Genomic DNA, 16966 nt, shown 5'->3' with positions numbered 1-16966 from the left:
CTCCACTAAAATTTATAGCCACGGTGCAAAGCGACAATACCACCGGTAAGGTTGTAATAATTGGTTTGCTCAAACCCGGCCTCTTGCATCATACCTTCCAATGTTTCTTGGTCTGGGTGCATGCGAATGGACTCCGCTAAGTATTGATAGCTTTCAGCGTCATTGGCGATCAAGCCACCAATCTTAGGTAAAATATGAAACGAATACGTATCATAAATTTTTGATAATGCTGAGAACGTTGGCTTAGAAAATTCCAACACCAACAAGCGGCCCCCTGGTTTCAACACGCGATACATAGAGCGCAACGCTTTATCTTTATCGGTGACATTACGCAGGCAAAAGCTAATGGTAATACAGTCAAAATAATCATCAGGAAACGGGAGTTCTTCTGCGTTCGCTTGCACGTAATGAACATTACCTACCACGCCCACATCTCTTAATTTGTCTCGGCCGACATTCAGCATTGAGTTATTTATGTCAGCTAATACCACATGCCCTTTCTCACCAACAATGCGCGAGAATTTGGCTGTTAGGTCACCCGTACCCCCACCAAGATCCAGAATTTGTTGTCCTGGGCGAGCTCCACTGCAGTCAATGGTAAAGCGTTTCCATAAGCGGTGAATTCCACCAGACATCAAATCATTCATCAGGTCATATTTACTAGCAACTGAATGAAAGACCTCGGCCACTTTGGTCACTTTTTCATCTTTAGCCACTGTTTTAAAGCCAAAATGGGTAGTATCTTGTGAGGCTTGGTCTTGGGGTTGTTCTTTAACGCTCATATCCATGTTCTATCTCTGAATTCATATTCCAAACGAAAGGAGGTGGACACAGTGTACCACTGGCCTATTCCTTTCGGCTGCGCTTGCAAAACATACAGCAAACGAATCAGCAAGTTTACTGTATACGCTGGCACTTGTCTTTGCTGAAATACGTTCTATATCCTTAGGTTACCATAAGTGTGAGTATCTATGACTCACTAAGTTCCTCTTGTTTGATTGCACACTGGCGCATAAGCGTAAAATCTATAAACTGAACACTATTTTCTATTTATTGCTAATCGGAATACGTCTTCATATATGAACGAACGCAAAGCATTTACTCTAGGACTGGGCGCCGTCCTTCTTTGGTCTACAGTGGCCACGGCTTTTAAACTGACTTTGGCCGAATTTACTCCCATTCAGATGTTAACCTGTGCCAGCTTAGTCTCGGCTATAGCCCTGTTTGTCGTTTGTATTATGCAAAAGAAAACCCACGCTATTATCAGCACCTTTAGCGCGAACCCGCTCTACTATTTAATGCTAGGGCTCATCAACCCCTTAGCCTATTATCTGATCCTGTTCAAAGCTTATGACCTACTACCCGCCTCACAAGCGCAACCTATTAATTACAGTTGGGCTATTACACTCACCCTCATGGCAGCGGTATTTCTGGGGCAAAAAATACGCCCACAAGACTGGGTTGCCTGCTTTTTAGGGTATTTAGGGGTCATTGTTATTGCCACACAAGGGGATATATTTGGCCTCACGTTTGCCAGTCCTCTTGGGGTGGGGTTGGCGTTACTGTCTACTTTGCTATGGGCGGGTTATTGGATTTTAAATGCAAAGAATCAAGCCGATCCCGTCATTGCGGTATTGCTTGGCTTCTTAGTAGCAATACCCTTTGCGATTACGTTATCTGTGTGGGAAGGCGCAAGCTGGCAAATCAGTGGTAAGGGGTGGCTTGCCGTTACTTATGTAGGACTTTTTGAAATGGGAATTACATTTGTATTGTGGCTAGGCGCTCTGAAAGCAACGCAAAATACGGCAAGAATCAGTAACCTAATTTTTATCTCTCCGTTTATTTCCTTAGTGTTGCTGTGGCAAATTTTAGGCGAAGAAATACATACTTCCACTTTGCTAGGTTTGCTATTGATCGTTGCTGGACTGGGCATCCAGCAACTAAAACAACGTCGTTAACTGATTAGCTGCGGGCGAGTTTATGATGGGCACGAGAAAAGTGCCCAGCACAAAATGCACCTACAATAGACAATTCCCCCGCAAGACAAAGGGCCGCAGCCACTTCGGCTAACGCTTTCGACTTGCCATTACCATATAAGCCCAGCAAATCGAGGCACGCTTTCTGACTCGGTAATCCTGTGCCTCCACCTACAGTACCCACCATTAAGTTCGGCAAAGTAACACTGGCATACAAATCACCGTTTTTATCCACTTCAAGTCGAGTCATACCCACAGCGGATTCCGCAACACATGCCGCATCTTGACCACAGGCTATATACAAGGCGGCTAATGCATTGGCGTAGTGAGCATTAATGCCAATAGTGCCACTCAATGCACCACCAACCGTCGTGATTTGTGCAAACTGCATCATTTTCTGTGGTGTGGTGTGCAAGTATTTCTCAATCAACTCAGCGGGAATATGTGCCTCTGCGGTGACTTTTTTTCCACGTACACTGCGCATGGCTTGTGCATTGGCTTTTTTATCACCTGATAAGTTTCCATCAAGAAAAGCATGCTCTGGTTCAATGGGGGTATGAGCTAAAATATATTCCAATACAGCATTCGTTGCTATGGTCACCATGTTTTGCCCTGAGGCATCACCGGTTAAAAACTCAAACACTAAATAGACATGGTTACCTTCAATATTGACACTAATATCCTTCAGTTTCCCGTGTGAAGTAGTGTGCTCTGCAATTGATTTGAAAGTGGCATATTGAGTCACCACCCAAGCGACAAACTGACCGGCTTCGCTCAAATTAAAAAAAGTAAAAGCCGGTGTACGAGTCACACCTTCATTAAGCAACATGGCACTGGCACCACCAGCGGCAGTCAATAATTGCGAGCCACGATTATAAGAGGCAACTAAAGCGGCTTCTGAGGTTGCTAAGGGAACTAAAAAGTCTTGTTTCGCATATAATCCGTTGACTCGCAAAGGGCCTGCCATTCCTACCGGCACTTTAACTGTACCAATAAAGTGCTCAATATTCTTTGAGTAGTCCAGCATGTGCTGTTCGGTATGTGAATCAAAAAGATGCTGTTTCGCTTGCTCGTTATCGAGTACAGACCAGCGACGCTGAACGCTTTTTTCCGTTAAATACGGGCTTTTGGTCAGCTTAACAGTAGGCGCCTCAAAGTGGGGTTGTAACGCCTCATCACAATGTGAAAAATCAAGAGTTGAATCAATAGATGAAGAGTTGTCACGGGGATTTAGTTTAGGCATATTTCTCACTTTAGGGTTATCACCAATTGCTAAGCAGGTTCCTTCCCCAGTGCAATCTCATTTTAATCATACAAATGGGGTAATTGCTCAGAGTACTCAGCAATTACAATGCAAAGCAGATCCTACAACGGAATCGTGTGGATATTTCACTAATTAACAAATCAAATGTAACAAGCGGTATCGAATGAATATCTAAAACTGAACGGTACACTCGCGATTACAACAGTAGTAATCAGCCATTGCTCGTTCAGACAAATTAAAGTACTTAATAACTTTTGTGCATTTTTTGATTATAAAATAACGACTTATCAAAAAAACCATCTAAAACCGAGGGGGGTTTCCCGACGCTATTTCTGACCATTTATTTAAAAATCATCATCTTTATATGACCGAGTGCGCATAAAAATGAAAGATAACATTACCTACCTCGGTATTGTGCATTTTTCACACAATGGCAAAATGCCCCTCGCACTTAACGTGGTAGTGAGAGGTGATTAAGCGATGATGTTTTTTATGTATTCCGTGCTAGCAATTTCTAGCGTGAGCCTAGCGGTACGTCTCGCCATCAAAAAGCCCCCTGTTGCCAGCAACGAAGCCACAAAGAAGGTACAAAACTACTTAAAAGAGACGCATCACTGGGCCGATGAGTATCAAAATGCACAACGTAGTTATCAAAGACTCCATGCAGAATTTATACAAAAATCTATGGACTTTGAACGCCTCACTCCAGCTCAACAACAAGCACACCGTACAGCATTAAATGAGCTAAAAACGCACCTTGAACAGCGAAAAATCAGAATGCAGCAGGCTCAAGCTCGCTACAAAGAGTTGGTTTATTAAGTGTATTGGGGTCAATTTGTGCAGGGGTTTTAGTACGCCTGTGTAGAACATGTTTTCAACTATGGGCGACCCGGCCATGAGGTTGTACCCTTCGTGGTGGTGAGGGTTGATTGCCTCTTGGAATGATTCATTTTGCTTATATTCTACGGTGTCTTCCTTGTAGTTGATGGCGATAGACATCCCGTAAAGCTCGCCACATACCCAATCTCCATTTAGATCATTATATTGATCTGTAGTTGGTGCTCTTTTGGAGAGGCAGGTCTTTAGTAGTGTAAATAGCTTTTTTTTGTAACGCGAGCAGCTTGCTTGAAGTTGTGTTGCAAAAAACTCTTGGGTCAAATTGCCATATGAGATTTGGCCTGATCGGTTTGTTTTAGTTCTAGATCTTGCGGTCAAATATCTGAGGTAATCAACTAGTTTGATCGTGAAAGGATCTTCGTTGATTATTAGTGGTGGGTATGCAACGTGATTGTCCGTCATTAGTTGCTCAAATAGTGGCTCTGGCCATTTTATCGCTAACAGTCGGGATTGGTTGGTTACTTTGTCATACTGAAGTTGCTCATCGCCATTTTTATCAATGACTACTTTTGGTGGTGTAGATGATAGGTTTGTAATGAACGCAACTATTTTCTGTACCTCACCTACCCCGTACAAATTACCTTCGAATCCGGGAATTTGAGATGATGTGAGGATGTTGTATTGGGTGTTAGCGATTCTGAGTATTGATGTGATGACGGAAGCATAGCTACCTGACCCGCGCTTGACGCCTTTTAGTTTAAGGATGTCAACAACGCTGATTGGTGTGTAATTAATAGGTACCCAGTTTGGGTTGTTTAGTAGCCGATTTTTGTGATATTTGATTGTGAGGTGCGTTAGTGCTTTGTATATTGGGAGATCAAGATGGCAGAAGATTCCGTTCTGGCATTCTGCTTCTATCCACATAGGTCGATGGTTTGTTTCCCCGAGATTTATTGAGCGAGTGTTTGGTATGGCGTTCTTGTTTTCAACGTATACGGCTAGGCGCTCAATGCCTGTATGTCCTTTTTGGCGAAGAATGGGGTGTGTAGTGGCTTCGGATTCTGTTAGTCGGTGGACTGAGTTTTCTTTTTCTAGGGCTTTGTTCTTTATCCTGCCAGTTGTTGACCTGAGTGTTCGTTCTTTTTTTGTTAGCGGTGATGTCGTCGTGTTTATGGCCAGGTCCGCTCTTTGGACGTTATTTAGTTCGTTTGGTTTTCTAAGGCGGTAAATTTTGCTTGTCGCTTTGATCTGAAAGGTATCGATACTTTCTTGGTTTGGTACTTCAACGACAACGGTGAGCTTGTCGTTCATGATCTCAATTATATTGAGTTCCGCGAGGGATGCTAGTTGTCGGTTTATTGTTCTGGCTGTTTTATTTAGTTTTTGAGCGATGAGATCTGATGTTAGGAATTCTATAGCGTAGCTGTAGTTGCAGATTACTTCGAGTGTTTCGAAATATGCAGTGCTGAGGTTTGGCATTGCGTCTCTGAGTTCGTCAATCGAGTGCTCCAAGTTCTTGTAGTCTTCGAATAAAACGATATTCCCACGAATTGGTTTGTTCGATCGTAGTGTTGCGGTTCTCAGGGCAATACTCATGACGGTCTTAGTTTTTCCTTTAAATCCGATCAGGGATAGTAATTATCGTACAGTTTAGAGGTTTACCCACAGAGGATCAACACGATCATTTATTTTGTGCTTTGCAGATGTTTTCTTTGTCAGATCAAAAAATATTTTGTTTGTTAATTTATAAGTTCTTTATTTTTTCTTTTTTATTCTTGCTTTTCTGTAGGGTCTATTGAAGCTATGTATTCTAAGGGTACTAAAGACCCTAATAGATCTAATGAATCTATTAGGGCATGATCTAAATTGTTGTTTAAAAAGAGTAATTTCTACCGGACAAGCACGTAATTGCTACCGGACAAGCACGTAATTGCTACCGGACAAGCACGTAATTGCTACCGGACAAGCACGTAATTGCTACCGGACAGGCACGTAATTGCTACCGGACAGGCACGTAATTGCTACCGGACAAGCACGTAATCACTACCGGACAGGCACGTTCTCCAATATTTACCCACAGGATATACAGTAGCAAGTAACAGGTTATTAACTAAATAAGAGTAGTTGTACTCTGTTTTTATTCGTTTGCGGCTTTTAGTTGTGGTGGTTGCTGCCTTATATAGTCTGTTTTTGCGTTAATTTTAGGGTTTGGTGTTGGTTTTTTTTGTTTGATTTGTGGTTGCAAAAATCATGCTTTAGCTTGGGGTTGAATGTCCGGTAGCGTTTGTGGTGTCGGGTTTTGTGTGCTTCTTTGTGTCGTGAGTGTGGTTTTTGTGTGGGTTGTTGGTTTTTTTTTGGGGTTTGAGTGCTTCTTTGTGTGAGTTTTGTAGACCGTTATTGGTGGTTCGTTTTAGGTGTTTAAGTGCAATAAAAACAACAGTTTACGCTTGAGTTGTTTTTGTTGTTGTTGGGTTGATTGTGTTTGTGTTGTCTTTTTGTGCTTTAGGGGTTAGTAATTTGACCATTAAATTGAGAGCTGCCTCGAAGGAGTGTGTTTTAGTGCTTTTTTAATTGGTGTTGTGTGTGGGTTTGTGTTTGTAGTGGCTTTTGGTGGCGTGAAAAAAGCATGACTGTTAGGTCCTGTTTTTGCTTGAGGCGTAGTACGCGTAGTTACTTAAAATGAGAATCTAGCTATGTCACACCCGTTAATGCTACTTGATACTAATGTGTTTATTAATCACCCTGATGTTTTAAATCAGCTGGGAAGTGCCCGTGTAGCAGTTTCCTTGGAGGTTTTAAGGGAGCTCGATAATTTAAAGGTTGGTGGTGGGGAGTCAGCTTACGCCGCTCGCCAAGCAGTCAGGAATTTGGCTCTTATTATGACTGAGGATAATGAGCTTGGCTCTGGTTCTTTGGTTTATGAGAATCCGTCGAACAGATCTGTTGTCGTAGAGGTAAGAGCTGATTTGGCTGAGGTGTCGGATCTAAAAGGTGACGATAAGATTCTCGCCGAGTTGGAGTTACTAGCGAGTGAAAATTCAGATTTAAAACCAAGGTTGTTTACTTATGATCTTAATTTGAGGTTGCGAGCTACCTCGATGGGTGTTCCTTTTGCGTCAGAGTCAGAAATGAGTTTTTTTGGTTATTCGTCGAGTGGTGAGGGTTTGTCTTGTGATGGTTTGGTTGTAGTTAAGGATGACTTTTGGGGGGGTTACGATGGTGCCTCTGAGGGGAGTTTTTATGTTATGACCATACCGGAGTCTTACAGGCAGGCTTTGGTTGTGGGTTGTTATATTGATGATGGAAGGGAGATCTATAACATATCTCGATTTGATAGGGATACGGGTAGAGCTTACTTGAGGGTGGCTAGCAAGAAGTCTATTGGTACTATAAGCGCACGGGATGATCGGCAGCGATGTGCATTTGATGCCCTGTCGTCGGATGATGTTGATCTCGTTATACTGACTGGTGGCGCGGGTTCCGGCAAGACTATTTTGAGTGTTGCGCATGCTCTTTCAGGTGTAGATTCTGGTTTATTTGGTTCACTTAGGGTGCTGAAAAATAAGCCTCCTCTGGTTGAGGAAGATGGTTTTTTGCCTGGTGAAATGAACGACAAGTTAATTCCTTATGTGCCGGGGGTTGTTTGTGCTGTTGCGGAGTTGGGTTATGACCTTGAGGGTCTGATTGAGTCTGAGTCGATCTCGTTCACTAGTATAAATACGATTCGGGGTGCTAGTTGGTATGGTTCCGAGGTGGTGTTGATCGAGGAGGCGCAAAATCTCACTCCGAAAGCTATAAAGGCAATCTTAACTAGGTTGGGTGTAGGCGTTAAGTGTATTATTACGGGAAATTTAAGCTCTAGCCAGATAGATCATAAGTCGCTTGGTGCGACTACAAACGGTTTGGCTCGTGTGGTTGATTCTTTTGCGGATTATGAGGGCTCGGTCCATATTCAATTGCAGTCGAAATATCGTGGGGGTGTCGCAGCACATGCGGAGGAGTGTTTATGATAAGTACTCTTCGTATTTTAAAGTTCACGCTTTTTATTATTGCGGTTTTGTTTGTGGTGTTGCTCTATATAAATGGTGGTCAGATAGAAGTTATGCACTTCTATCTATTGCTGGGTTCTGTTCTGCTAGCGGCGCTGCCTATTTACTTCGACAGTAAGCGTTTGTATTCGAATTTTCTTTTGATGGATAATCTAAATACAGTGCGCTTTGGTTCGCTGGATGCGGAGCAATACAGGGAGCTTGACTGGCTTGCGGTTGGTCATCGAGGCCTGTCTTCTTTATATAAGATGATGGAGGTGTTCTCTCGGTGTTCGGGTCTTAAATATAGATTGTTTGTGAGCAAGGATTTTGACGTTGATACTTATTGCTATCAGTTTGATGGTGCTGAGGTGTCGTTGTATATTAGCAAACGTTTATATTCGAGTATGACCGCTCGCGATTTAGCTCTTAGTTTGGGTCTGGCGTCGAGTGTCCACTCTATATACGCTAAGATGACAGATGACTTTTATTTGGACACACCGGGGTCTCTGATTGCCGCTTATATAGCAATAGTCCAAAGTGTTTACGTTCTGGTTGATGCTTATGGTGGTGATGCTTCGCGCTATGATTTGAAGAACTTGGATCGGTTCTTGGAGTTTGATTCTTAATAGTTTGTCCCAGTGGTGTTTCTAGTTTGCTGCTGGGCGCTCTCTTGTTTCTTGTGGTTGGATTTGACGCTGTGTTGTTATCGCGGTTTGGTTTGAATGCCCCTTCCTCCCCTTCCCTGTTATTGCAGTTTAATCCCCTCCTCTTTTTCTTCTTTTTCTTGTCTCTTTTAGAGCCTGCTTAATTATCGCTTGGGAGCCATCCGTCGTAGCTGGTTTTTTGTGCGGAATCAGTGTGTTTGGCTATATGGAAAGGCGAAGATCGATGGAATTGTCCCTTGATGTGTGGTTTTTTAATCAGTTTGTTTTAGTGTGGTAGCTTGATGCGTCAAGGTTTTCACCTTTAAAAGCAATGGGTTCATCATTTTATATTGAGAGATGCTCTAACGGTCTGCTGCAACAGACCGTTAGCGCCGACACTAACTAGTCTGTGGTTCAGTTAGTGTCACCTCAATCATATCAAGATGTATCTTTAATGATATATTTAAATTTGTGATTTCTAAACCACAACAGCAAAGCAGTTTATTATCAGCGTAAGATTCTGATTTTTATGGTTTTATTCCGTTTTTTTCTGTGATTATTACTGTTGGGCTGATACTTTCCAACTCAAAAAGGCTGAGAGCTTACACGTTAATCGTATAGTTCAACAGTAGAGTTTTCTAAATGTACTGGATGCGCTGTTGAAGGTGTATATCCGAGGTTCATGAGCTCTCTCGTCGTTGTAATCAAGTTGCTAAGCCCAAACTATTTCTATCACCTGAAAGAGCTATCGTCTAATCTTGTCTAAGGCTTCCAACACGGCAGCTTGTTGATCAATAACAGTAATACTTGACGCCTCACCGAACAACTTTCCAGTACTTAAAGTTATCCATATGTTCCTAATGTTGCAAAGATCTTAAAATACTTTTGTCCATCAGCCGAATGGAATAGGAGTAACTCCCGATTTTATAGAGGTTCTTCAGTTGTAGGTGGCATCAATGCGATTACAGCTATATTGCAACACCTAAGCTGCGTTAATTCATCAATTGCTAATTTAGCAAAATCACTGACTCGTTTATGTCCAAAAGTGAGTTTAGGGTGCTTGTATGATTGTGTTGTCAGGTCAAATCGAACCACTGATTGATACAGGTTTTTTTGGTATCAGTGATACTGTACAGGAACAATAGAGATTGCCCGTTAAATCTATGCGAATGACAATATAGTTCGCCCGTAAGGGGGTAAGTTTCGTCCAGTTCAGTTAAAGGCATTGGCTCAACAGCCGTAAAAACCTATCAGCTAAAACAAAGAGTTATGTGTTGTGGGCAAACTATTTTGCTTACGGGCTAACTTTATTGTCTCTACACACAATTATACCCTTTGTCCAGCAACATATCCCGAACTCCAACACCAGCAAAAGTTAAAACCTCCTAACCAACCCGTAACGTCCATGACTTCACCAACGAAGTACAAGCCAGCAATGGTTTTACATTCCATCGTTTTAGACGACAGGTGATCAGTGTTCACTCCACCTAATGTGACCTCGGCGGTTCGGTAACCCTCCGTTCCATTAGGTACAATTTGCCACTGCTCTAGCGCGGTAACGATAGCGTCATATTCTTTATGATCTAGCTGTTTTAATGGCTTATCCACTAATAATTTACGCTCAATCATAACGTCAATTAAACGCTTAGGGAGCACTTTAGATAAGGTGTTCTTTAACGATTGGTTAGGGTGATGTTCACGGTTTTGCATTAACAATTGCAAGATATCCGCTTCTGGTACTAGATTTACTGTTACCTTTTGACCCGCTCGCCAATATGAGGATATTTGTAGCACCGCCGGGCCTGATAATCCTCTATGGGTAAACAGTAAGGCTTCTTTAAATACGGTGCCGTCTTCTGCGGTAATTTCAGCAGGAATGGCAATACCTGATAGCTCGCTAAAATCGAGCTTATCTTGTTTGTGCAGTGTGAAGGGCACTAAGCCTGCGGTTGTGGGAACGATATCCAATCCAAACTGCTCGGCCACTTGGTAACCCAATGGTGTTGCCCCCAGTTTAGGCATGGACAAGCCTCCTGTCGCCACAACTAAGGAGTCGCAACTCACTTTCTGACCATTGGTCAATAAAGTAAAACCCTGATCTGTTTTTTGTATATCGCTTACCGCCACCTGATACTGAAATTGTACCCAAGCTGGATCGCACTCATCGAGTAGCATCTGCACTATCTGTTTTGCCGAATCGATACAAAAGAGCTGCCCGTGGTCACGCTCTTCAAATTCAATGCCATGCTGACTGACCATAGAGATAAAATCCCAATTGGTGTATTGCGATAAGGCTGACTTTACAAAATGTGGATTGCTGCATATAAAGTTCGAGGGTGACACATCGTAGTTGCTAAAATTGCAACGACCCCCACCAGAGATAAGGATTTTACGACCTGGCTTTTTAGCATGATCGACCACCAGCACTCGCCTATTGCGTTTTCCTGCTTGCGCAGCACACATTAATCCGGCGGCACCCGCACCAATAATCACCACATCAAAGTGTTCACTCATTCTCTATATACTCAAACCATCAAAACAACAAAGGGCATGCGAATACTCGCATACCCTTCTAAAGAAGCACATTCTACCCAGATGCTAGGCAGACTTTCAAACAAGATTTTCGTTTATACGCTAAAGGCCGCCAACAAAGTGACTCCTAACAAAGCACAGCTTAAAACAAACAACTCTCGTACCTTGTCGCATTTATCTACGAATACAGGGTCATGATGCTGTGAATATTCTTTACTTTTTAAGTAATGAAACAATCTAAATTGCTTTACTACATTACCCTGCGTAGTAAAGAAACCTCTACCGTCTACCTGCTGATAAAGTAACGGATGTGCTTCTCGCATAACAAAGATTAGAGCCCTTAATGTGCTGATATACCGCATAAAATTCACGGCACTCACAATCATAAGCGCAAAAATAATCAAATCCCCACTGATCATCTCTATTCCTCCCTACTTCCTCTAGGAGTGGCATAGACAACCAGTGTGAATCAGTTGCTTAGTCGAGTACGGATACGTTACTCAGCCGCCACATCCATAACAGAGGATGAACCTTCTTTAGCCATAGTTGCTAGGTCTTTGTCGATAAAGAACAGTGCTTGACCGTTTTCACCAACTAACTCTAGCTTGTCTAAAATCCCTTTAAACAATTTCTCTTCTTCGTGTTGCTCTGCCACATACCACTGTAAGAAATTGAACGTTGAGTAGTCTTGGCTGGTGAAGGCAACATGAGCAAGTTTATTGATCTGTTCAGTGATCATGCACTCATGCTCATAGGTCTCACGAAATACTTCGCCCAAGCTGGCAAACTGATGTTTTGGCGCTTCAATTGCCCCAAGAATTGGCATGGCTCCCGTCTCACTTACATAAGTAAAAAGACGTTGCATGTGCTCCATTTCTTCAGTGGCATGTTGACGCATAAACTCTGCTGCACCTTCAAAACCTTTATCTTCACACCAAGCACTCATTTGTAAGTATAGATTGGATGAGAAAAATTCTAGGTTTATTTGTGCGTTTAAATTTTCGACCATCTGTTGTGACAGCATAAGACGTTCCTCTTCTTTATGTCTCAAATATTATTTGGCGAATATATCATGTGGCGATGCACTCTAAATTAACAGACTTTGCTTTAAATCAAAATTCTCTTTATTTTGTGAGACCAATGCTTCAACTTAAGATCACTCCAACAAAAATTGTAGCACTCCCTGCTAAAATAAAATTACAGACAATTTATTAACCGTTCTAACAAGGAGCCAGTCATGAGCTATAAACATATCGTTGTTGCCTTAGACCTAGGGGACCATAGTGAGTACTTAGCCAACCGAGCTGCCAAACTGGCTAAAGCCCTTGGTGCCGATCTTTCTTTTATTCATATCGATGTCAATTACAGTGAAGTTTACTCAGGACTCATAGATGTAAACTTGGTAGATACTCAAGTCGCCTCAACTAAGCTCTCTAATCAAAAACTTAAAGACTTAAGTGACAAACTGGATTATCCCGTCAAGATCATGCTAGTAGGGCGTGGTGACTTGGCTGAAGAGTTATATGGTGCAATTCAAGAGCGTGAGTTTGACCTCGTTGTTTGTGGGCATCATCATGATTTTTGGGGCAAGTTACTATCCAATACTCGACGCATGATTAGTGACATGCCAATCGATCTATTAGTTGTGCCACTAGAAGACTAGTGAAGATGCTTCGAGGTTGCATGTAAAGATGCAGCCTCGACCATTTCACTTAAATGCGCATCAAGTTCACTGCGTTTCTTCAGTAATTTTTGCTCTTTGCGCACTATTTTACTGAGTTTTTTATACATCTTTTTCTGCTTCTTCAGCATTTTTCGCTGCTTCTTCAAATGCTTTTCATGTAACTGATGTTGCTCATCGGTATCCGCCACACTCTGTTTTGCTCTTGCAGCGTCATTAAAGCTTAGTTCAGGTAATTGACGGGTGGCTTTAGCTTCTAACAGTAAAGCGCACGTCTCTGTTGCAGTATCTGACTGAGGGGTGTCTACCTTATCAAGGCAGGCTTTCGGTGGGATTGCACTGGGTTTACACAGGTTTTGTTCACTTCCCGCGACTCGGGCACATGAACGGCATATAAATTTAGGCTCGGCAACAATAGCGTAAATAGCCCCTAAGCTATGCTCTATTGTTCTGCGATTAAATTCACACATTTTTGTCGCCATACCAACTCTTCACCTAAATGCAACTAATAATGATTACCACTTAGATATAGCGACTTTATGAGTCTATTTCAACTCTTTAATCGTATTTTACTCGGTCATCGCCGATAAAACATAAACATCAAAACGATTCTTCTTTGTCTCAATAGCCATGCTCGGCTTAACTTGATCAAGCCATTGCGCGTAATCAGGTCGTTTCACCACAACACGCTTAGTGGCCAACTGTAACGCTGGTGCTAACAAGCCATCCGCATCATTATCCGCTCCCACTAAGGTTTGGAAAACTCGCATCTCTTTTTTCACCAGCGCACTCTTTTTTTTGTTTTCTGGATGTGGATACATAGGATCAAGATAAATCACATCCGGACATTGAAACTGATCATCTACAGCCAGTTGCGATAGAGCATCCAAACTGGAAGCATGTAATAAAGACATGCGCTCGGTGACCCAGCCTCCAATTTCCGCATCTTGCTTAGCGCGAGACAATCCGTCATCAAGCAAAGCGGCGACGACAGGGTTACGCTCTATCATCTGCACTTTGCAACCGAGTGATGCTAATACAAAAGCATCTCGCCCAAGCCCTGCGGTAGCATCGAGTACACTCGGTGTCGCACCTTTATTAAGCCCTGCTGCTTTAGCAATAGCTTGCCCTTTACCACCACCAAACTTACGACGGTGCGCCACCGCTCCCGCGACAAAATCAACACAAATTGAACCCAATTTTGGCTCATCTAGCTTCTTAAGCTCTAGACGCTCCCCTAATTGCAGTGCAAACTGGCTATCAGGATCATGTTGCAAGCCCCAGCGTTCAGCTAAGATTTGGATCTGTACTTGTTTATCAGCGGATTGCGCTAAAAGTTGAATCTGCAACATCATCTCTCTAAAGTTTAGGGGCCTGTAGACCTTTATGTATATATGGCTTAGTTTACCGCATTCTTCTTATCTGTGTCTCTCAAGGAAACTCAATGACTAATAACCCCATTCTCGACCCATTAGATAAAGACATTTTAAAAACGTTAATGGAAGATGCACGAACCCCTTATGCGGAAATGGGTAAGCGTTTCAACGTCAGTCCTGCCACCATTCATGTGCGTATAGAAAAGATGAAAGCAGCTGAGGTAATTGAAGGTACAGAAGTTATCGTCAACACCAAAAAGCTCGGCTACGACGTGTGTTGTTTTATCGGCATTAATCTCAATGCAGCCAAAGACTATCACTCTGCACTGGAAAAACTGAATGCTTTAGATGAAGTGGTTGAAGCTTATTACACCACAGGGGCCTACAGTATTTTTGTAAAATTGATGTGTAAGTCCATTGAAGAGTTACAGCATGTTCTAATCAATAAGCTACAAGCAATTGATGAAGTCCAATCCACAGAGACATTAATCTCATTACAAAACCCCATTAATCGCAGTGTAAATCCATAAAAAAGCCACCTCAATTGAGATGGCTTATCATAATGACGGCTGGCCTATTAAGCCTCAATACCTGCATGTCTTAGCAAGGCATCAATTTTAGGCTCACGACCACGGAAGCGCTTGAATAGCTCCATAGGTTCTTCACTGCCACCCATCTCTAAAATATTCTTCAAGAAGCTTTGACCCGTTTCTTGGTTAAAAATGCCCTCTTCTTCAAAGCGAGAGTAAGCATCGGCAGAAAGTACTACAGCCCATAAGTAGCTGTAATAGCCTGCACTGTATCCACCTGCAAATATATGACTAAACGCATGAGGGAAACGGTTCCATTCAACTCCAGGTAATACCGCCACTTTTTCTTTCACTTCCGCTAAAGTCTCTAATACTCGAGGACCTACCTCAGGATCAAATTCTGTATGCAACGTAAAATCAAACAAGCTAAATTCGATTTGACGCAAAATAAACATCGCTGACTGGAAGTTCTTCGCTGCCAACATTTTATCTAACATGTCTTTAGGTAAAGATTCACCACTCTCGTAATGACCCGAAATAAATGCTAACGCATCTTCTTCCCAGCACCAGTTCTCAAGGAACTGACTTGGTAGCTCAACCGCATCCCAAGCAACACCATTGATGCCAGAGACAGGTGACACATCTATTTGCGTAAGCATGTGGTGAATACCATGGCCAAACTCATGGAATAGCGTCGTTACTTCATTGTGAGTAAACAAGGCAGGTTTATCACCTACTGGTTTATTAAAGTTACACGTTAAGTATGCTACTGGGTTTTCAAGCTCACCAGAGAGAGAAGTGCGACGTACTCGACACTCATCCATCCACGCACCGCCGCGTTTATTTTCACGAGCATAAAGATCAAGATAGAAGCTACCTCTTAACTCGCCTTCTTGGGTCAAAATATCAAAGAAACGCACGGACTCATGCCAAACATCCACATCGTTGCGCTCTTTTACTTGCATACCAAAGACACGCTCAAGCACTTCAAAAAGACCGGCAATCACTTTTTGCTCAGGGAAGTAAGGGCGTAAGTCTTCATCTGAAATACTAAATAACTTTTGCTTTTGTTTTTCGCTGTAGTAAGCAATGTCCCACAAATTCAGTTCCGTCACGCCGTATTCTTTTTCGGCAAATTGACGCAACTCTTCAATTTCACGCTCCCCTTGTGGCTTCGCTTTAATGGCTAAATCATTTAAGAAGCCCAACACTTGCTCTGTCGTCTCAGCCATTTTCGTTGCGATAGAACGCTCACTGAAGGTGGCAAAGCCCAACATACGCGAAATCTCATGACGCAATTTCAATACTTCAGAGATGATGTCCGTGTTATCCCATTGGTTAGCATTTGGCCCGCGGTCTGAAGCTCGAGTGTTATAAGCCTCGTACATTTCTGCACGCAACTCTTGATTATCACAGTAGGTCAACACTGGCGCATAAGAAGGAATTTCCAAGGTCAGCAAGTAGCCATCCAACTCTCTTGCTTGCGCTGCTGCTTTGGCCGCTTCTAGGGCAGATTCTGGCATACCAGAGAGATCGGCAACGTCTGTAATGTGTTTGCTCCACCCCATAGTGGCATCCAACACATTGTTAGAAAACTTAGAGCTCAGTTCTGATAAACGTTTGCTAATTTCGCCGTAACGATGTTGCTCATCCGCAGGTAAGCCTATACCTGATAATTCAAAGTCACGTAGCGCATCTTTAACCGATTTTTGCTGTGCTTTGGTTAAATTGTCAAAATCCGCATCGGCTTGAATGGCTTTATAAGCCTCATAAAGACCTTTATGTTGACCAAGCCAAGTACCATATTCAGATAGTATCGGCAGGCAGCTTTCATAAGCATCACGAAGCGCTTCACTGTTCACAACCGCATTCAGATGATTAACAGGTGACCACATACGAGAAAGCACCACATCAACCTCATCTAGAGGCAGGCACACATTTTCCCAGGTTGGATGGGCATTGTCTTTTAAGACTTCCTCAACCTTATTGCGACAATCAGCAATCGCTTTTTCTACTGCTGGTTTAATATGTTCTGGCTTGATCTCTGAGAATGGTGGGAGATCCGTGATAGTAAGAAGCGGATTAGACATAGTGG

General features: G+C 42.6%; 15 protein-coding genes. 6 read left to right on the top strand and 9 right to left on the bottom strand.

All coding sequences use genetic code 11. The annotated features are described in order from the left end of the window. Positions 1 to 5: 5 nt before the first annotated feature. Positions 6 to 782: a bifunctional demethylmenaquinone methyltransferase/2-methoxy-6-polyprenyl-1,4-benzoquinol methylase UbiE gene (gene ubiE, locus OCU56_RS00365; protein ID WP_261873637.1), complete on the bottom strand. Its 777-nt coding sequence runs from the start codon at positions 780 to 782 to the stop codon at positions 6 to 8. Between the two features lie 297 nt (positions 783 to 1079). Between ubiE and OCU56_RS00360 the strand changes: the two genes are divergently transcribed. Beyond that, a complete protein-coding gene (locus OCU56_RS00360) occupies positions 1080 to 1958 on the top strand; it encodes a DMT family transporter (protein WP_261873636.1) in 879 nt (292 codons plus the stop codon). A gap of 4 nt (positions 1959 to 1962) precedes the next feature. Here OCU56_RS00360 and OCU56_RS00355 read toward each other — a convergent pair whose 3' ends face one another. Next, positions 1963 to 3219, bottom strand: coding sequence for a hydroxymethylglutaryl-CoA reductase (locus OCU56_RS00355; protein WP_261873635.1), 1257 nt, complete (start codon positions 3217 to 3219; stop codon positions 1963 to 1965). Positions 3220 to 3720: 501 nt separating this feature from the next. Between OCU56_RS00355 and OCU56_RS00350 the strand changes: the two genes are divergently transcribed. Then, positions 3721 to 4059, top strand: a complete 339-nt coding sequence (locus OCU56_RS00350; RefSeq protein ID WP_261873634.1) for a hypothetical protein — start codon at positions 3721 to 3723, stop codon at positions 4057 to 4059. Here OCU56_RS00350 and OCU56_RS00345 read toward each other — a convergent pair. After that, on the bottom strand, positions 3985 to 5673 hold the full coding sequence (locus OCU56_RS00345) for a hypothetical protein (protein WP_261873633.1): 1689 nt from the start codon (positions 5671 to 5673) through the stop codon (positions 3985 to 3987). The two genes, OCU56_RS00350 and OCU56_RS00345, sit on opposite strands and share 75 nt — an antisense overlap. A gap of 1097 nt (positions 5674 to 6770) precedes the next feature. Here OCU56_RS00345 and OCU56_RS00340 point away from each other — a divergent pair. Then, the gene (locus OCU56_RS00340; protein ID WP_261873632.1) at positions 6771 to 8087 is read left to right on the top strand and encodes a PhoH family protein; all 1317 of its coding nucleotides are present in this window, start codon (positions 6771 to 6773) and stop codon (positions 8085 to 8087) included. After that, positions 8084 to 8734 (top strand): hypothetical protein, encoded by a 651-nt coding sequence (locus OCU56_RS00335; protein ID WP_261873631.1) that lies wholly within the window; start codon positions 8084 to 8086, stop codon positions 8732 to 8734. The genes OCU56_RS00340 and OCU56_RS00335 overlap by 4 nt, the downstream gene beginning before the upstream one ends. 1344 nt (positions 8735 to 10078) lie before the next feature. Here the strand turns inward: OCU56_RS00335 and OCU56_RS00330 are convergent. From OCU56_RS00330 to ftnA, 3 genes are all read right to left on the bottom strand, one after another. Continuing rightward, the gene (locus OCU56_RS00330) at positions 10079 to 11266 is read right to left on the bottom strand and encodes a BaiN/RdsA family NAD(P)/FAD-dependent oxidoreductase (RefSeq protein WP_261873630.1); all 1188 of its coding nucleotides are present in this window, start codon (positions 11264 to 11266) and stop codon (positions 10079 to 10081) included. Positions 11267 to 11379: 113 nt separating this feature from the next. Further along, on the bottom strand, positions 11380 to 11703 hold the full coding sequence (gene uspB, locus OCU56_RS00325) for a universal stress protein UspB (protein ID WP_261873629.1): 324 nt from the start codon (positions 11701 to 11703) through the stop codon (positions 11380 to 11382). A gap of 77 nt (positions 11704 to 11780) precedes the next feature. Next, complete coding sequence (gene ftnA / locus OCU56_RS00320; protein ID WP_261873628.1) at positions 11781 to 12308, bottom strand: non-heme ferritin; 528 nt, start codon at positions 12306 to 12308, stop codon at positions 11781 to 11783. A 213-nt stretch (positions 12309 to 12521) separates the two neighbouring features. Between ftnA and OCU56_RS00315 the strand changes: the two genes are divergently transcribed. Then, on the top strand, positions 12522 to 12947 hold the full coding sequence (locus OCU56_RS00315) for a universal stress protein (protein ID WP_261873627.1): 426 nt from the start codon (positions 12522 to 12524) through the stop codon (positions 12945 to 12947). Here the strand turns inward: OCU56_RS00315 and OCU56_RS00310 are convergent. Together OCU56_RS00310 and OCU56_RS00305 are read right to left on the bottom strand one after the other, a co-directional pair. Then, positions 12944 to 13447, bottom strand: coding sequence for a hypothetical protein (locus OCU56_RS00310; protein WP_261873626.1), 504 nt, complete (start codon positions 13445 to 13447; stop codon positions 12944 to 12946). The genes OCU56_RS00315 and OCU56_RS00310 overlap by 4 nt on opposite strands. Positions 13448 to 13534: 87 nt before the next feature. After that, positions 13535 to 14314, bottom strand: coding sequence for a class I SAM-dependent methyltransferase (locus tag OCU56_RS00305; RefSeq protein ID WP_261874741.1), 780 nt, complete (start codon positions 14312 to 14314; stop codon positions 13535 to 13537). A gap of 95 nt (positions 14315 to 14409) precedes the next feature. On the opposite strand from OCU56_RS00305, the gene asnC reads away from it, so the two are divergent. Continuing rightward, positions 14410 to 14871, top strand: coding sequence for a transcriptional regulator AsnC (asnC, locus tag OCU56_RS00300; protein WP_261873625.1), 462 nt, complete (start codon positions 14410 to 14412; stop codon positions 14869 to 14871). 47 nt (positions 14872 to 14918) lie between these two features. On the opposite strand, the gene prlC is transcribed toward asnC, so the two are convergent. After that, complete coding sequence (gene prlC / locus OCU56_RS00295) at positions 14919 to 16961, bottom strand: oligopeptidase A (RefSeq protein ID WP_261873624.1); 2043 nt, start codon at positions 16959 to 16961, stop codon at positions 14919 to 14921. Between the last annotated feature and the right edge of the window lie 5 nt (positions 16962 to 16966).

Source organism: Vibrio rarus (assembly GCF_024347075.1).
Lineage (GTDB): Bacteria > Pseudomonadota > Gammaproteobacteria > Enterobacterales > Vibrionaceae > Vibrio > Vibrio rarus.
The sequence above is the reverse complement of the archived record's forward strand: the minus strand, read 5'-3'. Positions and strand labels throughout refer to the sequence as shown.

Coding starts and splice junctions, on each gene's coding strand:
- ubiE (WP_261873637.1), bottom strand. CDS start 782: ATGAGCGTTAAAGAACAACCCCAAGACCAAGCCTCACAAGATACTACC.
- OCU56_RS00360 (WP_261873636.1), top strand. CDS start 1,080: ATGAACGAACGCAAAGCATTTACTCTAGGACTGGGCGCCGTCCTTCTT.
- OCU56_RS00355 (WP_261873635.1), bottom strand. CDS start 3,219: ATGCCTAAACTAAATCCCCGTGACAACTCTTCATCTATTGATTCAACT.
- OCU56_RS00350 (WP_261873634.1), top strand. CDS start 3,721: ATGATGTTTTTTATGTATTCCGTGCTAGCAATTTCTAGCGTGAGCCTA.
- OCU56_RS00345 (WP_261873633.1), bottom strand. CDS start 5,673: ATGAGTATTGCCCTGAGAACCGCAACACTACGATCGAACAAACCAATT.
- OCU56_RS00340 (WP_261873632.1), top strand. CDS start 6,771: ATGTCACACCCGTTAATGCTACTTGATACTAATGTGTTTATTAATCAC.
- OCU56_RS00335 (WP_261873631.1), top strand. CDS start 8,084: ATGATAAGTACTCTTCGTATTTTAAAGTTCACGCTTTTTATTATTGCG.
- OCU56_RS00330 (WP_261873630.1), bottom strand. CDS start 11,266: ATGAGTGAACACTTTGATGTGGTGATTATTGGTGCGGGTGCCGCCGGA.
- uspB (WP_261873629.1), bottom strand. CDS start 11,703: ATGATCAGTGGGGATTTGATTATTTTTGCGCTTATGATTGTGAGTGCC.
- ftnA (WP_261873628.1), bottom strand. CDS start 12,308: ATGCTGTCACAACAGATGGTCGAAAATTTAAACGCACAAATAAACCTA.
- OCU56_RS00315 (WP_261873627.1), top strand. CDS start 12,522: ATGAGCTATAAACATATCGTTGTTGCCTTAGACCTAGGGGACCATAGT.
- OCU56_RS00310 (WP_261873626.1), bottom strand. CDS start 13,447: ATGGCGACAAAAATGTGTGAATTTAATCGCAGAACAATAGAGCATAGC.
- asnC (WP_261873625.1), top strand. CDS start 14,410: ATGACTAATAACCCCATTCTCGACCCATTAGATAAAGACATTTTAAAA.
- prlC (WP_261873624.1), bottom strand. CDS start 16,961: ATGTCTAATCCGCTTCTTACTATCACGGATCTCCCACCATTCTCAGAG.